The 16,838-nt window shown below is 67.9% G+C and carries 28 protein-coding genes; all 28 read right to left on the bottom strand.

Going from position 1 to position 16,838, the window contains the following annotated elements; genetic code table 11:
* Positions 1-75 precede the first annotated feature (75 nt).
* The 28 genes from MFF21_RS22365 to rpsJ all read right to left on the bottom strand — a co-directional run bounded on the left by MFF21_RS22365 (position 76) and on the right by rpsJ (position 16,695).
* A complete protein-coding gene (locus MFF21_RS22365; protein ID WP_238314432.1) occupies positions 76-1,095 on the bottom strand; it encodes a DNA-directed RNA polymerase subunit alpha in 1,020 nt (339 codons plus the stop codon).
* Positions 1,096-1,196: 101 nt separating this feature from the next.
* Positions 1,197-2,075, bottom strand: a complete 879-nt coding sequence (locus MFF21_RS22360; RefSeq protein WP_238314429.1) for an MBL fold metallo-hydrolase — start codon at positions 2,073-2,075, stop codon at positions 1,197-1,199.
* Positions 2,076-2,121: 46 nt separating this feature from the next.
* Positions 2,122-2,511, bottom strand: a complete 390-nt coding sequence (rpsK, locus tag MFF21_RS22355; RefSeq protein WP_009866710.1) for a 30S ribosomal protein S11 — start codon at positions 2,509-2,511, stop codon at positions 2,122-2,124.
* Between the two features lie 168 nt (positions 2,512-2,679).
* Positions 2,680-3,048: a 30S ribosomal protein S13 gene (rpsM, locus tag MFF21_RS22350; RefSeq protein ID WP_238314426.1), complete on the bottom strand. Its 369-nt coding sequence runs from the start codon at positions 3,046-3,048 to the stop codon at positions 2,680-2,682.
* A gap of 230 nt (positions 3,049-3,278) precedes the next feature.
* On the bottom strand, positions 3,279-4,451 hold the full coding sequence (locus tag MFF21_RS22345; protein ID WP_238314423.1) for an MFS transporter: 1,173 nt from the start codon (positions 4,449-4,451) through the stop codon (positions 3,279-3,281).
* 124 nt (positions 4,452-4,575) lie between these two features.
* Positions 4,576-5,178 (bottom strand): adenylate kinase, encoded by a 603-nt coding sequence (locus tag MFF21_RS22340; protein WP_238314420.1) that lies wholly within the window; start codon positions 5,176-5,178, stop codon positions 4,576-4,578.
* Between the two features lie 147 nt (positions 5,179-5,325).
* Positions 5,326-6,669 carry a preprotein translocase subunit SecY gene (gene secY, locus MFF21_RS22335; protein ID WP_238314418.1) on the bottom strand — a complete coding sequence of 448 codons (1,344 nt, stop codon included), beginning with the start codon at positions 6,667-6,669 and terminating at the stop codon, positions 5,326-5,328.
* A 114-nt stretch (positions 6,670-6,783) separates the two neighbouring features.
* On the bottom strand, positions 6,784-7,281 hold the full coding sequence (rplO, locus tag MFF21_RS22330) for a 50S ribosomal protein L15 (protein ID WP_238314415.1): 498 nt from the start codon (positions 7,279-7,281) through the stop codon (positions 6,784-6,786).
* A gap of 13 nt (positions 7,282-7,294) precedes the next feature.
* Positions 7,295-7,489, bottom strand: coding sequence for a 50S ribosomal protein L30 (rpmD, locus tag MFF21_RS22325; RefSeq protein WP_238314412.1), 195 nt, complete (start codon positions 7,487-7,489; stop codon positions 7,295-7,297).
* A gap of 12 nt (positions 7,490-7,501) precedes the next feature.
* Positions 7,502-8,080, bottom strand: coding sequence for a 30S ribosomal protein S5 (gene rpsE, locus MFF21_RS22320; protein ID WP_012253652.1), 579 nt, complete (start codon positions 8,078-8,080; stop codon positions 7,502-7,504).
* Between the two features lie 88 nt (positions 8,081-8,168).
* Positions 8,169-8,531 carry a 50S ribosomal protein L18 gene (gene rplR, locus MFF21_RS22315; protein WP_238314409.1) on the bottom strand — a complete coding sequence of 121 codons (363 nt, stop codon included), beginning with the start codon at positions 8,529-8,531 and terminating at the stop codon, positions 8,169-8,171.
* Between the two features lie 10 nt (positions 8,532-8,541).
* On the bottom strand, positions 8,542-9,075 hold the full coding sequence (gene rplF, locus MFF21_RS22310; RefSeq protein ID WP_238314407.1) for a 50S ribosomal protein L6: 534 nt from the start codon (positions 9,073-9,075) through the stop codon (positions 8,542-8,544).
* Positions 9,076-9,091: 16 nt separating this feature from the next.
* Entirely contained in the window at positions 9,092-9,487 is a 396-nt protein-coding gene (gene rpsH, locus MFF21_RS22305) for a 30S ribosomal protein S8 (protein ID WP_238314405.1), read from the bottom strand.
* Positions 9,488-9,499: 12 nt separating this feature from the next.
* Positions 9,500-9,805 (bottom strand): 30S ribosomal protein S14, encoded by a 306-nt coding sequence (gene rpsN, locus MFF21_RS22300; protein ID WP_238314403.1) that lies wholly within the window; start codon positions 9,803-9,805, stop codon positions 9,500-9,502.
* A 45-nt stretch (positions 9,806-9,850) separates the two neighbouring features.
* Entirely contained in the window at positions 9,851-10,417 is a 567-nt protein-coding gene (gene rplE / locus MFF21_RS22295) for a 50S ribosomal protein L5 (RefSeq protein ID WP_238314386.1), read from the bottom strand.
* Positions 10,410-10,724, bottom strand: a complete 315-nt coding sequence (gene rplX, locus MFF21_RS22290) for a 50S ribosomal protein L24 (protein ID WP_238314382.1) — start codon at positions 10,722-10,724, stop codon at positions 10,410-10,412. The genes rplE and rplX overlap by 8 nt, the downstream gene beginning before the upstream one ends.
* On the bottom strand, positions 10,724-11,092 hold the full coding sequence (gene rplN / locus MFF21_RS22285; RefSeq protein ID WP_238314380.1) for a 50S ribosomal protein L14: 369 nt from the start codon (positions 11,090-11,092) through the stop codon (positions 10,724-10,726). Before rplN ends, rplX begins: the two co-directional genes overlap by 1 nt.
* Before the next feature lie 353 nt (positions 11,093-11,445).
* Positions 11,446-11,712 carry a 30S ribosomal protein S17 gene (gene rpsQ, locus MFF21_RS22280; protein ID WP_238314378.1) on the bottom strand — a complete coding sequence of 89 codons (267 nt, stop codon included), beginning with the start codon at positions 11,710-11,712 and terminating at the stop codon, positions 11,446-11,448.
* A gap of 12 nt (positions 11,713-11,724) precedes the next feature.
* Complete coding sequence (gene rpmC / locus MFF21_RS22275) at positions 11,725-11,940, bottom strand: 50S ribosomal protein L29 (RefSeq protein ID WP_238314375.1); 216 nt, start codon at positions 11,938-11,940, stop codon at positions 11,725-11,727.
* A 14-nt stretch (positions 11,941-11,954) separates the two neighbouring features.
* Entirely contained in the window at positions 11,955-12,368 is a 414-nt protein-coding gene (gene rplP / locus MFF21_RS22270; protein ID WP_238314373.1) for a 50S ribosomal protein L16, read from the bottom strand.
* A gap of 32 nt (positions 12,369-12,400) precedes the next feature.
* Positions 12,401-13,156, bottom strand: coding sequence for a 30S ribosomal protein S3 (gene rpsC / locus MFF21_RS22265; RefSeq protein WP_238314370.1), 756 nt, complete (start codon positions 13,154-13,156; stop codon positions 12,401-12,403).
* Positions 13,157-13,166: 10 nt separating this feature from the next.
* On the bottom strand, positions 13,167-13,550 hold the full coding sequence (gene rplV, locus MFF21_RS22260; protein WP_238314368.1) for a 50S ribosomal protein L22: 384 nt from the start codon (positions 13,548-13,550) through the stop codon (positions 13,167-13,169).
* Position 13,551: 1 nt separating this feature from the next.
* Complete coding sequence (rpsS, locus tag MFF21_RS22255; RefSeq protein WP_009865532.1) at positions 13,552-13,830, bottom strand: 30S ribosomal protein S19; 279 nt, start codon at positions 13,828-13,830, stop codon at positions 13,552-13,554.
* A 5-nt stretch (positions 13,831-13,835) separates the two neighbouring features.
* Entirely contained in the window at positions 13,836-14,672 is an 837-nt protein-coding gene (gene rplB, locus MFF21_RS22250; RefSeq protein WP_238314351.1) for a 50S ribosomal protein L2, read from the bottom strand.
* A 25-nt stretch (positions 14,673-14,697) separates the two neighbouring features.
* Positions 14,698-14,994 carry a 50S ribosomal protein L23 gene (locus tag MFF21_RS22245; protein ID WP_238314348.1) on the bottom strand — a complete coding sequence of 99 codons (297 nt, stop codon included), beginning with the start codon at positions 14,992-14,994 and terminating at the stop codon, positions 14,698-14,700.
* Entirely contained in the window at positions 14,991-15,611 is a 621-nt protein-coding gene (gene rplD, locus MFF21_RS22240; protein ID WP_238314335.1) for a 50S ribosomal protein L4, read from the bottom strand. Before rplD ends, MFF21_RS22245 begins: the two co-directional genes overlap by 4 nt.
* Positions 15,611-16,336, bottom strand: coding sequence for a 50S ribosomal protein L3 (gene rplC, locus MFF21_RS22235; RefSeq protein ID WP_238314332.1), 726 nt, complete (start codon positions 16,334-16,336; stop codon positions 15,611-15,613). The genes rplD and rplC overlap by 1 nt, the downstream gene beginning before the upstream one ends.
* A 50-nt stretch (positions 16,337-16,386) precedes the next feature.
* Positions 16,387-16,695 carry a 30S ribosomal protein S10 gene (rpsJ, locus tag MFF21_RS22230; protein WP_238314320.1) on the bottom strand — a complete coding sequence of 103 codons (309 nt, stop codon included), beginning with the start codon at positions 16,693-16,695 and terminating at the stop codon, positions 16,387-16,389.
* Positions 16,696-16,838: the final 143 nt, after the last annotated feature.

Here is a 16,838-nt window from a genome sequence, read left to right as displayed (position 1 = left end):
TCATGGATCCGCTTGACCCCGCGGCGGGAGTTCTTCGCGCGAAGGGGCGCCCGCGGGCGCCCCGATGCGGCTTGCTCAGTAGTGCTCTTCGAAGCGCTTGGCGAGATCCTCGATGTTCTCCGGCGGCCAGCCGGGAACGTCCATGCCGAGGTGCAGGCCCATCCCGGCCAGCACTTCCTTGATCTCGTTGAGCGACTTGCGGCCGAAGTTCGGGGTGCGCAGCATCTCGCCCTCGGACTTCTGGATGAGGTCGCCGATATAGACGATGTTGTCGTTCTTCAGGCAGTTCGCCGAACGGACCGACAGCTCCAGCTCGTCCACCTTCTTGAGCAGGGCCGGGTTGAAGGGCAGCTGCGGCGCGAGCGGCGCGGCCTCTTCCTTGCGGGGCTCCTCGAAGTTCACGAAGACCTGGAGCTGGTCCTGGATGATGCGCGCGGCATAGGCCAGGGCATCCTCCGGCGACACGGCGCCGTTGGTCTCGACCGTCATAGTCAGCTTGTCCTTGTCGAGATCCTGGCCCTCGCGGGTGGTCTCGACGCGGTAGCTCACCTTGGTCACCGGCGAGAACAGGGCGTCGACCGGGATCAGGCCGATCGGCGCGTCCTCGGGGCGGTTGCGCTCGGCCGGGACGTAGCCCTTGCCGGTGGCGACCGTGAACTCCATGCGGATCTCGGCGCCGTCGTCCAGGGTGCAGATCACGAGGTCGGGGTTCAGCACCTGGATGTCGCCGACGACGCTGATGTCGCCCGCGGTGACGAGGCCCGGGCCGGTCTTGCGCAGGGTCATGCGCTTGGGCTGGTCGGACTGCGAGCGCAGGGCGATGGTCTTGATGTTGAGGACGATGTCGGTGACGTCCTCGCGCACGCCCGGGATCGAGGAGAACTCGTGCAGCACGCCGTCGATCTGGACGGAGGTGACGGCCGCGCCCTGGAGCGAGGACAGGAGCACGCGGCGCAGCGAGTTGCCGAGCGTGGTGCCGAAGCCGCGCTCGAGGGGCTCGGCCACGACGGTGGCGACGCGCTTGGGGTCGTCCCCGGCCGAGACCTGAAGCTTGTTCGGCTTGATGAGCTCTTGCCAGTTCTTCTGAATGACCACGGTCCTACCTCTCGTCCAATCCTGCGCCGCCCGCGAGGGCTCTAGCGCTTCGGCCGGATGCGCCCGCCCTGGCGCGCCCGGTCCCCAAAGTCTCGTTCCGCCTACCGGACTCCCGCCACCCAGAGCGCCGGCACGAAGCTGTAGCCTGCACCGTCCCGGGCGACGTGGCCGAGTGCCGGGAACTCGAGATGAGAGCCGGCGATGAACGTCTTCTCGCTCGCGACCTCGTCGAGGACGCGCTTGCGGGTCTCCCGCGCCTGCTCGCCGTCCACGTCGAAGACGACGCCGGCTTGCGGGTTCTTGAACTGGATCGCCGGCAGATGGACCACGTCGGTCCACAGCAACAGCGACTGGCCCCCGGACGAGATCCGGAAGCCGCAATGGCCCGGGGTGTGCCCGGGCAGATGGACCGCGTCGATGCCCGGCGCGACCTCGCCGCCCCGGTGATCGCGCAGCCGACCCTTGTAGGGCGCGACCGCCTTGCGGGCGCCCTCGAAATAGGGTCTGGCCCCCTCCGGAGCCTTGGCCAGCGCCTCGTCGGGCAGCCAATGCGCCACCTCGTCGGCATGCACCAGCAGCTCGGCGTTGGGATAGGCCGCCCGGTCGTCCCCCGTCAGCAGCCCGCCGGCATGGTCGGGATGCAGATGGGTGAGGATCAGCGTCTCGATCTCCTCCGGCCTCACCCCCGCCGCCGCGAGGGCAGCGGGAACGCGGCCGAGGGTCTCGGGCCCGAGCTTGCCGTAGCCGGTGTCGATCAGGACCGGCTTGCGGCCGGCCCCGGTGACGAGGAACGCGTTGAGCGTGATCAGCGGGGCCTGCGGACGAAAACCGGCGGCCTGGAGGGCGCCGGCTTCTTCCTTGGAGATGCCCGTGACGAGATCGAGCGACCCTTCGAAGTAGCCGTCATTGAGCGCGGTGACCGTGAGGTCGCCGAGATTCCAGCGCAGCACACCCGGAAGGGCCGTCGTGTCGTTCGCCACCGGCGTCTCCGTTTTCAGCCTCGTTCGTTCCGTCGATCCCGTCCGATCAGACGCGGCGGCGCTTGCGCGGCCGGCAGCCGTTATGCGGGATCGAGGTGACGTCGCGGATCGAGGTCACGGTGAAGCCCGCGGCCTGGAGGGCACGAAGGGCCGACTCGCGGCCGGAGCCGGGGCCGGAGACCTCGACCTCGAGGGTGCGCATGCCGTGCTCGGCGGCCTTGCGGCCGGCATCCTCGGCGGCGACCTGGGCGGCGTACGGGGTCGACTTGCGCGAGCCCTTGAAGCCCATGGCGCCGGCGGACGACCAGGAGATCGTGTTGCCCTGCGCGTCGGTGATGGTGATCATCGTGTTGTTGAACGAGGCGTTCACATGCGCCACGCCCGAGACGATGTTCTTGCGTTCGCGCCGGCGGACGCGGGTCGGTTCCTTGGCCATTCTGTTCTCGCTGGTCCTTCAATCACGCCCGTAACACCAGGCGCTCGGGATGTTTCATCACGTGGGCGCGGCTGCCGTGCAGGTCCGTCCCGATCAACCGCCGCCGCAGGGGAGCACCCGGCGCGACGCAAAGAAGGCCGAGCGACGCACGGCCTTCCAATGCCAGAATTACTTCTTCTTGCCGGCGATCGGCTTCGCCTTGCCCTTGCGGGTGCGGGCGTTGGTGTGGGTGCGCTGGCCGCGGACCGGGAGCTGCTTGCGGTGGCGCAGGCCACGGTAGCAGCCGAGATCCATCAGGCGCTTGATGTTCATCGAGACTTCGCGGCGCAGATCGCCCTCGACGACGTAGTCGCGGTCGATGGTCTCGCGGATCTGGAGCACCTCGGCGTCGGTGAGCTGGTTCACCCGGCGCTCGGCGGGGATGCCGACCTTCTCGGTGATCTCGCCGGCCTTCTGCGGGCCGATGCCGTGGATGTACTGAAGCGCGATGACGACGCGCTTGTTGGTCGGGATGTTGACGCCAGCGATACGAGCCAAGACTGCACTCCATGGGGCGGGCCGCAGCCCTGCCGTTTTTGCCTGTGACAAGCGCGCGTCCGGTGGAGGCCGGCCCCTGCGCGCCCTCAAGACGACAAATCGGCCCGCAAGCAGCCTTTCTCGAAGGTGCCCCGGACCTGATCGTGTCTCGACGAAGGTGGCTCGCCTAGCGCAGGCGCGCAAAGATGTCAACGCGCCCTTTACGGATCTTCCGAGTCCGAAGGCGTCCCTCATCCCCGGCGCGACAGCAGCAGCGCCAGGGCCGCGGCGCCCGCGCCGAAGAGGCAGGCGCCGGTCCAGCCCGCTTGCTGGAAAGCGAGACCGCCCATTCCCGCACCGAAGGCGCCCCCGAGCAGCATCGTCGCCATGAACACGGTGTTGAGGCGACTCCGGGCCTGGGGATCGAGCCCATGCACCTGGGCCTGGTTGGCGACCTGGGACGAGGCCACGCCGAGATCCATCACCAGCACCCCGGCGGCGAGGGCGGCGAGGCTGCCGTCCAGCAGCCGGAACAGCAGGAAGGCGGCGATGACGAGGCCGGTGCCGGCGGAGACGACCCTGGCGGGGCCGTGCCGGTCGGCGAGCGCCCCGGCCCGCGGCGCGGCGAGCGCTCCGGCGATGCCGGCCAGCGCCAGCAGACCCACCGCGGTGCCGCCGAGGCCGTAGACCGGCTCGCGCAGATGCAGGGCCACGGTCGACCAGAAGCCCATGAAGGCGCCGAACATCAGGAACTGGATCGCCATGGCGCGGCGCAGGCCGGCATGGCTGCGCACCAGCGTGACCATCGAGGCGAGGAGATGCGGGTAGCTGAGCCGCGTCGTCGGCTCGATCCGCGGCAGGACCAGGGCCAGCACGAGGCCGACCGTGCCGGTGAGGGCCACCGCGAACCAGTAGACCGCGTGCCAGCCGAGGGCGTCGGCGATCACCCCGCTCACGGCCCGCGCCCCGAGGACGCCGATGAGGATGCCGCTGAGCACCGTCCCGATCACGCGGCCGCGTTCCGAGGGGGCGGAAAGCTGGACCGCGAAGGGCACGATCTGCTGCGCGACGGTCGCGAAGAGACCGACGCCGAGGCTCGCCGCGGCGAGCCAGGCGAGGCTCGGGCTGAGCGCGGCCGCGATCAGGGTGACGACCAGGGCCGCGACGGTGGCCAGGATCAGCGCCCGCCGCTCGAACCGGTCCCCGAGGGGGGCGAGGAACAGGACGCCGCAGGCGCCGCCGAGCTGCGACAGCACGGGGATCGTGGCCACCGTGCCGGAGGCGACGCCGAAATCATGGGCCAGAAGCCCGAGGAAGGCCTGATTGTAGTAGCTGTTGGCGACCGCGCTGCCGGCCGCGACCGCCAGGATCCGCAGGAGCCCGGCCGAGAGGGTCGTGTCGGACGTGGGGGGCATGGGCGTCATGCCCGCCTCCTTGCATCCGGCCTGCGCACGGACAAACGCTTTCGCGAGAGGCGAGCTCTGCAACGGGGGAACGGCGGGCTTCGCCCCGCGGCGGCGGCCTAAGCCGCCGTCACGCCGGAACGCCTCAGGAGGCGACGGCCTCGCGGTAGCCGTCGAGCAGCGCCGTGACCTCGGTGGTGACCGCGTCGATCGGCTTCATGCCGTCGAGCTGCTTCAGGAGCCCCGTTCCGGCATAATAGTCGGAGAGCGGCGCGGTCTGCTTCTTGTAGGCCTCGAGCCGGGTCTTGAAGACTTCCGGCGTATCGTCCTTGCGCACGGGCAGGCCCTTGGCGGCCGTCTCCTCCGCGCGCTTGGCGATGCGGCCGACGAGGGCGTTCTCGTCGACGACGAACTCCACCACCGCGTCGAGGGCGATGCCCTTGTCGGCGAGCATGGCGTCGAGGGCCCGGGCCTGCTCCACGGTGCGCGGGAAGCCGTCGAGGATGAAGCCGGGCTTGGCATCCGCCTCTTCGATCCGGTCGGCGACGATGCCGACCACGACCGCGTCCGGCACGAGCCCGCCGCTCTCCATGATCGCCTTGGCCTCGCGCCCGACCGGCGTGCCGGCGGCGACCGCCGCACGCAGCATGTCGCCCGTCGAGAGCTGAGGGATGCCGTAGCGCTGCACGATGCGCTCGGACTGGGTACCCTTCCCCGCCCCGGGGGGTCCGAGCAGAATGATCCGCATGGCGTCCCTTCCTGTCCTCAAAGGCCCGCGCCCGGGCTCTTGCTTCGCGGCCTGACGGCGCTTCGCTTAGCCGCAGCCCGCGTTTCTGCGCAATTCCTCAAGGCCCGTCCACCGCACCTTTGGTGGAGAGGCGGGCCGGTCTGTCACTCAACGGCGGCGCGTGGTGGAGGCGCCGCGCAGCTTCGCCTTCTTCACGAGGCCCTCGTACTGATGCGCCATCAGGTGCCCGTGGATCTGGGCGACCGTGTCCATGGTCACGGAGACCACGATCAGCAGCGAGGTGCCGCCGAAGCCGAGGCTCGCCGAGGTGTAGGAGGCCACGATCTCCGGCACCAGGCAGACGAAAGTCAGGTAGAGGGCGCCGATCACGGTGATGCGGGTCAGCACCTTGTCGATGAAGGCGGCGGTGCGCTCGCCGGGGCGGATGCCCGGGATGAAGCCGCCATGCTTCTTCAGGTTGTCCGCCGTCTCCTGCGGATTGAACACCACCGCGGTGTAGAAGAACGTGAAGAAGATGATCAGCGCCGCGTAGGCCACCATGTAGAGCGGCCGCCCGTGGCCGAGATAGGCCGTCAGCGTGCCGAGGATGCCGGTGGAGCCCTGATTGGCCGAGAAGCTCGCCACGGTCGTCGGCAGCAGCAGCAGCGACGAGGCGAAGATCGGCGGGATCACGCCCGAGGTGTTGAGCTTGAGCGGCAGGAACGAGGTCTGGCCCTCGTACATCCGGTTGCCGACCTGGCGCTTCGGATAGTTGATCAGGAGACGGCGCTGGGCGCGCTCCATGAACACGATGAAATAGACCAGGGCGACCGCGGCCACGGCGGCGCCGAGCAGGATGGCCGGCGAGAGCGCGCCAGTGCGCGACAGCTCGAGGGCGCCGAAGATCGCCGCCGGCAGGTGGGCGACGATGCCCGCGAAGATGATCAGCGAGGAGCCGTTGCCGATGCCGCGGGAGGTGATCTGCTCGCCGATCCACATCAGGAACAACGTGCCGCCGGTGAGCGTGATCACGGTCGAGAGGATGAAGAACGGGCCCGGGTTGATCACCGCATTCGAGCCCTGCAGGCCGAAGGCGATGCCCCAGGACTGGACCAGCGCCAGCACCACCGTGAGGTAGCGGGTGTACTGGTTGATGACCTTGCGGCCGGACTCGCCCTCCTTCTTCAGCGCCTCCAGGCTCGGCACGACCGAGGTGAGGAGCTGAACGATGATCGAGGCCGAGATGTACGGCATGATGTTCAGCGCGAACACCGCCATGCGCTCGACGGCGCCGCCGGAGAACATGTTGAACAGGCCGAGCACGCCGCCCGCCTGGTTCTGGAAGTTCCGGGCGAACTGCTCGGGGTCGATGCCGGGAATCGGGATGTAGGTGCCGAGCCGGAACACGATCAGCGCGCCGATCGTGAACCAGATCCGCTTTTTCAGCTCGTCGGCCTTGGCGATGGCGCCGAAATTGAGGTTGGCGGCAAGCTGCTCGGCGGCTGAGGCCATGTCACGCGTTCCCGGAAATGGGCGTTCGGACGCGATTCGCGCGTCCCGAAAACAGGAGCGGCGGCCACGCGCGTCGCACGGGCCGCCGCTCGGTTGTTCGACTTAAGGGCTGGCTCAGGCCGACGCAACCGTGCCGCGATGCGCGACGCCGGCGGCGTAGACCGTGGTCACCGAGCCACCCGCCTTCTCGACGGCCTCGATGGCCGACTTGGAGGCGCGGGTGACCTCGAAGCTGAGCTTCGCGGTCAGCTCGCCGACGCCGAGCAGCTTCACGCCGTCGCGGGCGCGGCTGATCACGCCGGCCTTGACGAGGGCGTCGACCGTCACGGTTGCGGCCTTGTCGAGCTTGCCGGCATCCACGGCCTCCTGCACCCGGCCGAGATTCACCTCGTTCAGGTCGGCGGCGTGGATGTTGTTGAAGCCGCGCTTCGGCAGGCGACGATGCAGCGGCATCTGGCCGCCCTCGAAGCCCTTGATGGCCACGCCGGTGCGGGCCTTCTGACCCTTCACGCCGCGGCCCGCGGTCTTGCCCTTGCCGGAGCCGATGCCCCGGCCGACACGCATGCGCGCCTTGGTGGCGCCCTCGTTGTCGCGGATCTCGTTGAGCTTCATGGTGGAGCCCTCCTCACGCCGCGGCGTCGTCGAGGACGCGCACGAGATGCGCGACCTTGCGGATCATGCCGCGCACCGCCGGAGTGTCCTCCAGCTCGGAGACGCGGTGCAGCTTGTTCAGCCGGAGGCCGATCAGCGTCTGGCGCTGGGAGGCCTCGCGGCGGATCGGCGAACCGACCTGCTCGATGCGGACAGTCTTGCTAGCCATTCTGCCCTCCCCTTACGCCACGGCGGCTTCAGAGGTGTCGGCCGGGTCGGCATCGCGGCGGCGCGCCTGGAGCGCGGACACCTTGAGGCCACGACGGGCCGCGACCGAACGCGGGCTGTCCTCGTTCTTGAGCGCGTCGAAGGTGGCGCGCACGAGGTTGTAGGGGTTCGAAGAGCCGAGGCTCTTGGCCACCACGTCCTGCATGCCCAGCGTCTCGAAGACGGCGCGCATCGGGCCGCCCGCGATGATGCCGGTGCCCTGCGGGGCCGCGCGGAGGATCACCTTGCCGGCGCCGTGACGGCCGTTGACGTCGTGGTGCAGCGTGCGGCCTTCGCGCAGGCTGACGCGGATCAGGCCGCGCTTGGCGGCTTCCGTCGCCTTGCGGATGGCCTCCGGCACCTCGCGGGCCTTGCCGTGGCCGAAGCCGACGCGGCCCTTCTGGTCGCCGACGACGACGAGCGCCGCGAAGCCGAAGCGACGGCCACCCTTCACCACCTTGGCGACGCGGTTGATGTGGACGAGCTTGTCCACGAACTCGCTGTCGCGCTCCTCGCGGTCGTCGCGGCGACGACCCTCGCGTTCACGTGCCATTGTTCTTTCCCGTGATCTCACTGACGCGGGCGTGACGCCCGCTCGCTCGATGGTTCCCCTCCCCCGAGACGGGGGAGGGAGAAGTTCCTCAGAACTCCAGACCGCCCTCGCGGGCGGCTTCGGCCAGGGCCTTGACCCGGCCGTGATAGAGGTAGCCCGAGCGGTCGAAGATGACCTTCGACACGCCGGCCGCCTTGGCGCGCTCGGCGACGAGCTTGCCCACCGCGGTGGCGGCGGCGACGTCGGCGCCGGTCTTCAGGCTGCCCTTGAGATCCTTCTCCAGGGTCGAGGCGGAGGCGAGCGTACGGCCCGCCGCGTCGTCGATGACCTGGACGTAGATCTGCTTGGACGAGCGGAACACCGACAGCCGCGGACGGCCATTGGCGGCCGCGCGCAGGGCGCGGCGGACGCGCGCCTTGCGGCGGATGAGGGCTTCGTTCTTGTTCGACATGATCGCCCCCTTACTTCTTCTTGCCTTCCTTGCGGAAGATGAACTCGCCGGCGTACTTGACGCCCTTGCCCTTGTAGGGCTCGGGGCCACGGTATTCGCGGATCTCCGCGGCCACCTGGCCGACGCGCTGACGATCGATGCCCGAGACCACGATCTCCGTGGGCTTCGGCGTCACGATGGTGATGCCGGCCGGGATCTCGTACTCGATGTCGTGGCTGTAGCCGAGCGACAGCTTGAGCGCCTTACCGGCCATCGCGGCGCGGTAGCCCACGCCGGTGATCTCCAGCTTCTTCTCGAAGCCCTTCGAGACGCCCTCGACGAGGTTCGCCACCTGGGCGCGCGAGGTGCCCCACAGGGAGCGGGCCTGCTTCGACTGGTCCTTGGGCTGCACCGAGACGGCGCCGTCCTTGAACTCGACGATGACCTGGGGCGGCACCACGAACTGGAGCTCGCCCTTGGAGCCCTTCATCTTCACCGTCTGACCCGTGACCGTGGCGGTGACGCCGGCGGGGACGGGGACGGGCTTCTTGCCTACGCGAGACATGTCGCTGTCCTCCGGATCAGAACACCTTGCAGAGCACTTCACCGCCGACGTTGCGCTCGCGCGCCTCGTGATCGGCCATGACGCCCTGCGGGGTCGAGATGATGGTGACGCCGAGGCCGTCGGCGACGCGCGGCAGCTCGCCCACGGACGAGTAGACGCGGCGGCCGGGCTTCGACACGCGGCTGATCGAGCGAATGACGGGCTGGCCGTCGAAGTACTTCAGCTCGATCGCGAACTCCGAACGGCCGTTGCCGAGGTCGGTGGTCGCGTAGTCGCGGATGTAGCCCTCGGACTTGAGGACGTCGAGCACGCTCTTGCGCAGCTTCGAGCCGGGCGTCTGGACGACGTTGCGGCGGCGCAGCTGGCCGTTGCGGATACGGGTGATCATGTCACCCACGGGATCGTTGACCATGGTCGCTCCCCCTTACCAGCTGGACTTCACGAGACCCGGGATCAGGCCCTTGTTGCCGAGCTCGCGCAGGGCAACACGGGACATCCCGAGCTTCCGGTAATAGGCGCGGGGGCGCCCGGTGATCTCGCAACGGTTGCGAATGCGGGTGGGCGACGAGTTGCGCGGCAGCTCGGCGAGCTTGAGGCGCGCCTCGAAGCGCTCCTCCATGCCGAGCGACTCGTTGTTCGCGATCTCGAGCAGCGCCTTCCGCTTCTCGGCAAAGCGCTTCACCAGCGCCTTGCGGTGGTTGTTCTTTTCGACTGAGCTCTTCTTAGCCATGTCTTCTCTCTCCGGTGTCCGCGTATAAGCGAGCGTTGCCGCCGCTTACTGCCGGAACGGGAAACGGAACTGGGCGAGGAGCGCGCGCGCCTCCTCGTCCGTCGTGGCGGACGTCTGGATGACGATGTCCATGCCCCAGGGCTGCTCCGCCTTGTCGTAGGAGATCTCCGGGAACACGAAATGCTCCTTCAGGCCGAGGGCGTAGTTGCCGCGGCCGTCGAAGGACTTCGGGTTCAGGCCGCGGAAGTCGCGAACGCGCGGCAGCGCGATCGTGATCAGGCGATCCATGAACTCGTACATGCGCTGCTTGCGCAGCGTCACCTTGCAGCCGATCGGCATGCCCTCGCGGACCTTGAAGGTCGCGATCGCCTTGCGGGCGCGGGTGATGACCGGCTTCTGGCCGGCGATGAGGGCGAGGTCGCCCGCCGCCACCGAGGCCTTCTTGGAATCGGCAGTGGACTCGCCGACGCCCATGTTGATGACGATCTTCTCGATCTGCGGGACCTGCATCGGGTTCTTGTACCCGAACTGCTCGATCAGCTTCTGCCGGACGACCTCGTCGTAGTGCTTGCGCAGACGCGGGACGTAGGCGTTCTTGTCGGCCTCAGCCATCGATCTGATCCCCCGTGGTCTTGGCGAACCGGACCTTGCGCCCGTCGTCGAGGATGCGGAACCCAACACGGGTCGGCTTGCCGTTGGCATCGGCCACCGCGATGTTGGACAGGTGGATGGCAGCCTCCTTGGAGATGATGCCGCCTTCCTGGTTCTGGGTCTGGCGCTGGTGCTTCTTCACCAGGTTGATGCCGCGAACGAAGGCCTTGTCCTCCTTCGGCAGCACCTGGATGACCTCGCCGGAGCGACCCGCGTCGCGACCGGTGAGAACGACGACCGTGTCGCCCTTCTTGATCTTGGCGGCCATCACAGCACCTCAGGAGCGAGCGAGATGATCTTCATGTGGTTGCGGGCGCGCAGCTCGCGCGGCACCGGCCCGAAGATACGGGTGCCGACCGGCTCCTTCTGATTGTTGATCAGGACGGCCGCGTTGCGGTCGAACCGGATCACCGAGCCGTCGGCGCGCTTCACGTCCTTGGCGGTGCGAACGACGACCGCCTTCATGACGTCGCCCTTCTTCACGCGGCCGCGCGGAATCGCCTCCTTCACGGAGACGACGATGATGTCGCCCACGCCGGCATACTTGCGCTTCGACCCGCCGAGCACCTTGATGCACATCACGCGACGCGCACCAGAATTGTCGGCGACGTCCAGATTCGTCTGCATCTGGATCACAGGAGTGACCTTTCCTTGTTTCAGGCGGGTTTCCGCACGCGGGCGGTATTGCCCGGCGGACGACGCCTGATGGGGATCTGACGTCCCCGGCTCATAAGAGAGACCGCGCAATCGGCGCTTTGAACGCCGGCGCGGTCACCGCGTACGAAGGGATGCGAACATCCCATGGACTGTCGCGAAGGCGTGCCCATTACAATGAGTCCGTCCATCGCGCAAGGCCATATCGCGGCGATCGCCCGCTTCCGCATCCCGGCGACCCCTTGGCGGCGTCGACGGGGGAGGAAGCGGTCTGCCCGCAAACGAAAACGGGCGCGAAAGCTCGCGCCCGCTTCGAACCTGTCCCGAGGAAGACCTCAGGCGGCGGTGCCGGCCGCCTCGGCCGCAGCGGCCTGATCCTCGACCAGCTTCCAGGTCTTGGTCTTGGAATAGGGCCGCGACTCCTCGATGAACACCGTCTGGCCGATCTTGGCCACGTTGCCCTCGTCGTGGGCATGGTAGTTCTTCGAGCGACGGACGGTCTTCTTCATCACCGGGTGGGTGAAGCGACGCTCCACCTTCACGACGATGGTCTTGTCGGTCTTGTCGCTGACGACGACACCCTGAAGGATGCGCTTGGGCATGGCGTTATCTCCTCAGGCCTTGGCCGCGTCGAGCGTCTTGCGACGCTGCAGCGTGCGGACGCGGGCAATGTCGCGCCGGACCTCACGGACCCGGGCGACGTTCTCGAGCTGGCCCGTCGCACCCTGGAAGCGCAGGTTGAACTGCTCCTTCTTCAGGTTGACGAGCTCGTCGGAAAGCTGATCCGCCGACATCGCGCGCAGATCAGACAGTCTTTGCGTAGACTTCATGATCCTTCTTCCTATCAATCGGCGATGCGCTGGATGACGCGCGTGCGCACCGGCAGCTTCGCGGCACCGAGGCGCAGAGCCTCGCGGGCGATGTCCTCGGCGACACCGTCGACCTCGAACATGATGCGGCCGGGATGGACGCGGGCCGCCCAGTACTCGGGGGCACCCTTACCGGAGCCCATGCGGACTTCGGTGGGCTTGGCGGTGACGGGCAGATCCGGGAACACCCGGATCCACACGCGGCCCTGACGCTTCATCTCGCGGGTGATCGCGCGGCGGGCCGCCTCGATCTGGCGCGCGGTGATGCGCTCGGGTTCCATCGCCTTGAGGCCGAACTGGCCGAAGTTCAGCTCAAAGCCGCCCTTGGCCGCGCCATGGATGCGCCCCTTGAACTGCTTGCGGAACTTGGTCTTCTTGGGTTGCAGCATGGCAGCCTCTCATATGCTTCAGGTGGCTGCGATCACGCGTTGGCGTGATCGCGGCGACCCTCGCGGCCGCCCTCGCGGCCGCCCTCGCGATCGCGCTCACGACGCCCGCCGGAGCGGCCGCCCTCTTCCTGAGCGCGCTTGTCCTGCGCCATCGGGTCGTGCTCGAGGATCTCGCCCTTGAACACCCACACCTTGATGCCGCAGGTGCCGTAGGTCGTGAACGCCGTGGCGACGCCGTAATCGACATCGGCGCGCAGGGTGTGCAGCGGAACGCGGCCCTCGCGGTACCACTCCGTGCGGGCGATCTCCGCGCCGCCGAGACGGCCGGCGCAGTTGATGCGGATGCCCTCGGCACCGAGACGCATGGCCGACTGCACGGCGCGCTTCATGGCGCGACGGAAGGCGACGCGACGCTCGAGCTGCTGGGCGATCGACTCGGCCACCAGGGTGGCGTCGATCTCGGGCTTGCGCACCTCGACGATGTTGATGGCGACGTCCGCCTTCGTCATCGTGTTCACGAGCTTGCGCAGCTTCTCGATATCCGCACCCTTCTTGCCGATCACCACGCCCGGGCGGCCCGAGTGGATGGTGACGCGGCACTTCCGGTGCGGACGCTCGATCACGATCTTGGAGACCGCGGCCTGCTTGAGCTGCTTCATGAGGGCGGCGCGGATCGCGACGTCCTCGTGCATCAGCCGGGCATACTCGCCCTTCTCGGCGAACCAGCGGGAATCCCAGGTCCGGTTGATGCCGAGCCGCAGGCCGATCGGATTGACTTTCTGTCCCATCGGAAACTCCTCAGGCCGCTTCGGCGCGCACTTCGCGAACCACGATCGTGAGGTTCGAGAAGGGCTTCAGGATGCGCGCGCCGCGGCCGCGGGCACGGGCGTGGAAACGCTTGAGAACCAGCGCCTTGCCGACGAAGGCCTGGCTCACGACCAGGTCGTCCACGTCGAGGTCGTGGTTGTTCTCGGCGTTGGCGATCGCGCTCTCGAGGCACTTCTTCACGTCGCGGGCGATGCGCTTGCGCGAGAATTCGAGGTCGGCGAGCGCCGTCTCGACCTTCTTGCCGCGGATCAGCGCCGCCACGAGGTTGAGCTTCTGAGGGCTGACGCGCAGCATGCGCGCGACGGCCTTCGCCTCGTTCTCGGGGAGCGCGCGGGGGGTGGCAGCCTTGCCCATCTCAGCGCCTCTTCGCCTTCTTGTCGGCCGCGTGGCCCGGGAAGGTGCGGGTCGGCGAGAACTCGCCGAACTTGTGCCCGACCATCTCCTCGGTGACGTAGACCGGGATATGCTTGTGTCCGTTGTGCACACCGAAGGTGATGCCCACGAACTGCGGAAGGATCGTGGAGCGGCGGCTCCAGATCTTGACGACCTCGTTGCGGCTGGAACCGCGCGCGGCGTCGGCTTTCTTGAGGAGGTAGCCGTCGACGAACGGCCCCTTCCAAAGGGAGCGTGCCATGGTGGTTACTTCTTGCGGTTATGACGGCTGGACAGGATGAAGGTGTCGGTCCGCTTGTTGGACCGGGTCTTCTTCCCCTTGGTGGGCACGCCCCAGGGCGTGACCGGGTTCCGGCCGCCCGAGGTGCGACCCTCACCGCCGCCGTGCGGGTGATCGACCGGGTTCATGGCGACGCCGCGGTTATGCGGACGCTTGCCCAGCCAGCGATTGCGCCCGGCCTTGCCGAGCGAGATGTTCATGTGGTCGGGGTTGGAGACCGCGCCCACGGTGGCGAAGCACTGGCCATGGACCAGGCGCTGCTCGCCGGAGTTCAGGCGCAGGGTCACGTAGCCCTGGTCGCGGCCGACGATCTGGGCGTAGTTGCCCGCGGACCGGGCGATCGCGCCGCCCTTGCCGATCTTCAGCTCGACGTTGTGGACGATCGTGCCCACCGGCATGTTGCCGATCGGGCCAGCATTGCCCGGCTTCACGTCGACGGTCTCGCCCGCGACGACGGTGTCGCCGGGGGAGAGGCGCTGCGGAGCCAGGATGTAGCTCTGCTTGCCGTCGGGGAACGTGATGAGCGCGATGAAGGCGGTGCGGTTCGGATCGTACTCGATCCGCTCCACGGTCGCCGCCACGTTCAGGTTCTCGCGACGCTTGAAGTCGACGTTGCGCAGGACCCGCTTGTGGCCACCGCCGCGGAAGCGGACGGTGACGCGACCGAGATTGTTGCGGCCACCCGAGGAGGTCTTGCCCTCGGTCAGCGCCTTCACCGGCTTGCCCTTGTAGAGCTCACGGCGGTCGACGAGCACGAGCTGGCGCAGGCTCGGCGTGACCGGTTTGAATGTCTTCAAGGCCATCGGCTTGATCCTAACGCTTCAAGTCTCAGAGGCCGGTCGTGACGTCGATCGTGTCACCCTCGGCGAGGGTGATGATCGCCTTCTTCACGTCCGAACGCTGCCCGCGCTGCCCGCGGAAGAACTTCTTCTTGCCCTTGGTGACGAGCGTGTTGACGCTCGTGACCTTGACGTCGAACAGCTTCTCGACCGCGTCCTTGATCTGCGGCTTGGTGGCCTTCGGGGCGACCCGGAAGACGACCTTGTTCTGCTCGGTGAGGTTGGTCGCCTTCTCGGTGATGACCGGGGAGACGATCACGTCGTAGTGGCGCGGATCGGCACTCATTTGAAACGCTCCTCCAGCGCGTCGACGGCGGCGCGCGTCAGCACGAGCGTGTCGCGGCGCAGGATGTCGTAGACGTTGATGCCCTGCACGGGCAGAACGTCGATCTGCGGGATGGCGCGAGCGGCGCGGCCGAAATTCTCGTCCACTTCCGCCCCGCCGATGATCAGCGCGTTCGAGAGGCCGAGCTTGCCGAAGCGCTCGATGAGCGCCTTGGTCTTGAAGCTCTCGATCTTGATGTCGTCGACGACGATCAGGGTCGAGGCCTTGGCCTTCGTGGAGAGCGCATGCTTGAGGGCAAGCGCGCGCACCTTCTTGGGCAGGTCGTGGGCATGGCTGCGCACGACCGGACCGAAGGCACGTCCACCGCCGCGGAACTGCGGGGCGGAGGCGGCGCCGTGACGGGCGTTGCCGGTGCCCTTCTGCTTGTACAGCTTCTTCGAGGTGCGATCGACATCCGAACGGTTCTTCACCGCATGGGTGCCGGCGCGCCGCTTGGCGAGCTGGTAGCGCACCATGCGCTGCAGGATGTCGGCGCGCGGCTCAAGGCCGTAGATCGCCTCGTTGAGCTCGACCGAGCCGGCGGAGCCGCCGTCGAGCGTGGTGATATCGAGCTTCATCACGCGTTCTCCTCGGAGGCGGGCGCTTCGGGAGCCGCGGCGGCAGCACCGTTCTCACGGAACTTGCCCGGCTGCGGCACGTCGGCGGGGAGCGCGCGCTTGACCGCGTCGCGGACCTGGATCCAGCCGCCGGCGACGCCGGGAACGGCGCCCTCGACGAGGATGAGGCCGCGCTCCGGATCCGTGCGCACGACGCGCAGATTCTGCGTGGTCACCCGCTCGACACCGAGATGGCCCGGCATCTTCTTGTTCTTGAAGGTCTTGCCCGGATCCTGGCGGCCACCGGTCGAACCGATCGAGCGGTGGGAGATCGACACGCCGTGGGTGGCGCGCAGACCGCCGAAGTTCCAGCGCTTCATGCCGCCGGCGAAGCCCTTACCCGTGGTCGTGCCCGTCACGTCGACGAACTGGCCCGGGATGAAGTGGTCGGCGGTGATCTCGGCGCCGACCGGGATCAGCGCGTCCTCGGACACGCGGAACTCGGCGAGCTTCTGCTTCGGCTCGACCTTGGCGACGGCGAAGCGGCCGCGCTCGGCAGCCGAGACGTTCTTCACCTTGGCCTTGCCGACGCCGACCTGCAGCGCGACGTAGCCGTCTTTCTCGGTGGTACGGTGTGCCACAACCTGGCACTGATCGATCTGGAGCACGGTGACGGGCACGTGTTCGCCTGCGTCCGTGAAGACGCGGGTCATGCCGACCTTCCGTGCGATGACGCCTGAGCGCATAGGTCTCTCCCTCGCGCGATGAAACAGGAAGCTCTAGGTCCGAGGCGGACTTAGAGCTTGATCTCCACGTCCACGCCCGCGGCGAGGTCGAGCTTCATGAGCGCGTCCACGGTCTGCGGAGTCGGGTCGACGATATCGAGCACCCGCTTATGCGTGCGCATCTCGAACTGCTCGCGGGACTTCTTGTCGATGTGCGGCGAGCGGTTCACGGTGAACTTCTCGATGTGGGTCGGCAGCGGGATCGGGCCACGGATCTGGGCGCCGGTGCGCTTGGCCGTGGAGACGATTTCCTTGGTCGACGCATCGAGGATGCGATGGTCGAACGCCTTGAGGCGGATGCGGATATTCTGACCGTTCATGACCTGATTACCTCGGCGGGAACGTGAAGGGCGGGCGCGAGGGCCCGCCCCTCTTCGTCCCCTGTCGGTAGCTCGTGCCGGATGGCTTAGTCGTTGATGGCGGCGACGACGCCGGCACCGACGGTTCGGCCGCCTTCACGGAT

Source organism: Methylobacterium organophilum, assembly GCF_022179465.1.
GTDB lineage: Bacteria > Pseudomonadota > Alphaproteobacteria > Rhizobiales > Beijerinckiaceae > Methylobacterium > Methylobacterium organophilum.
This window is presented reverse-complemented; position numbering and strand designations above follow the sequence as displayed.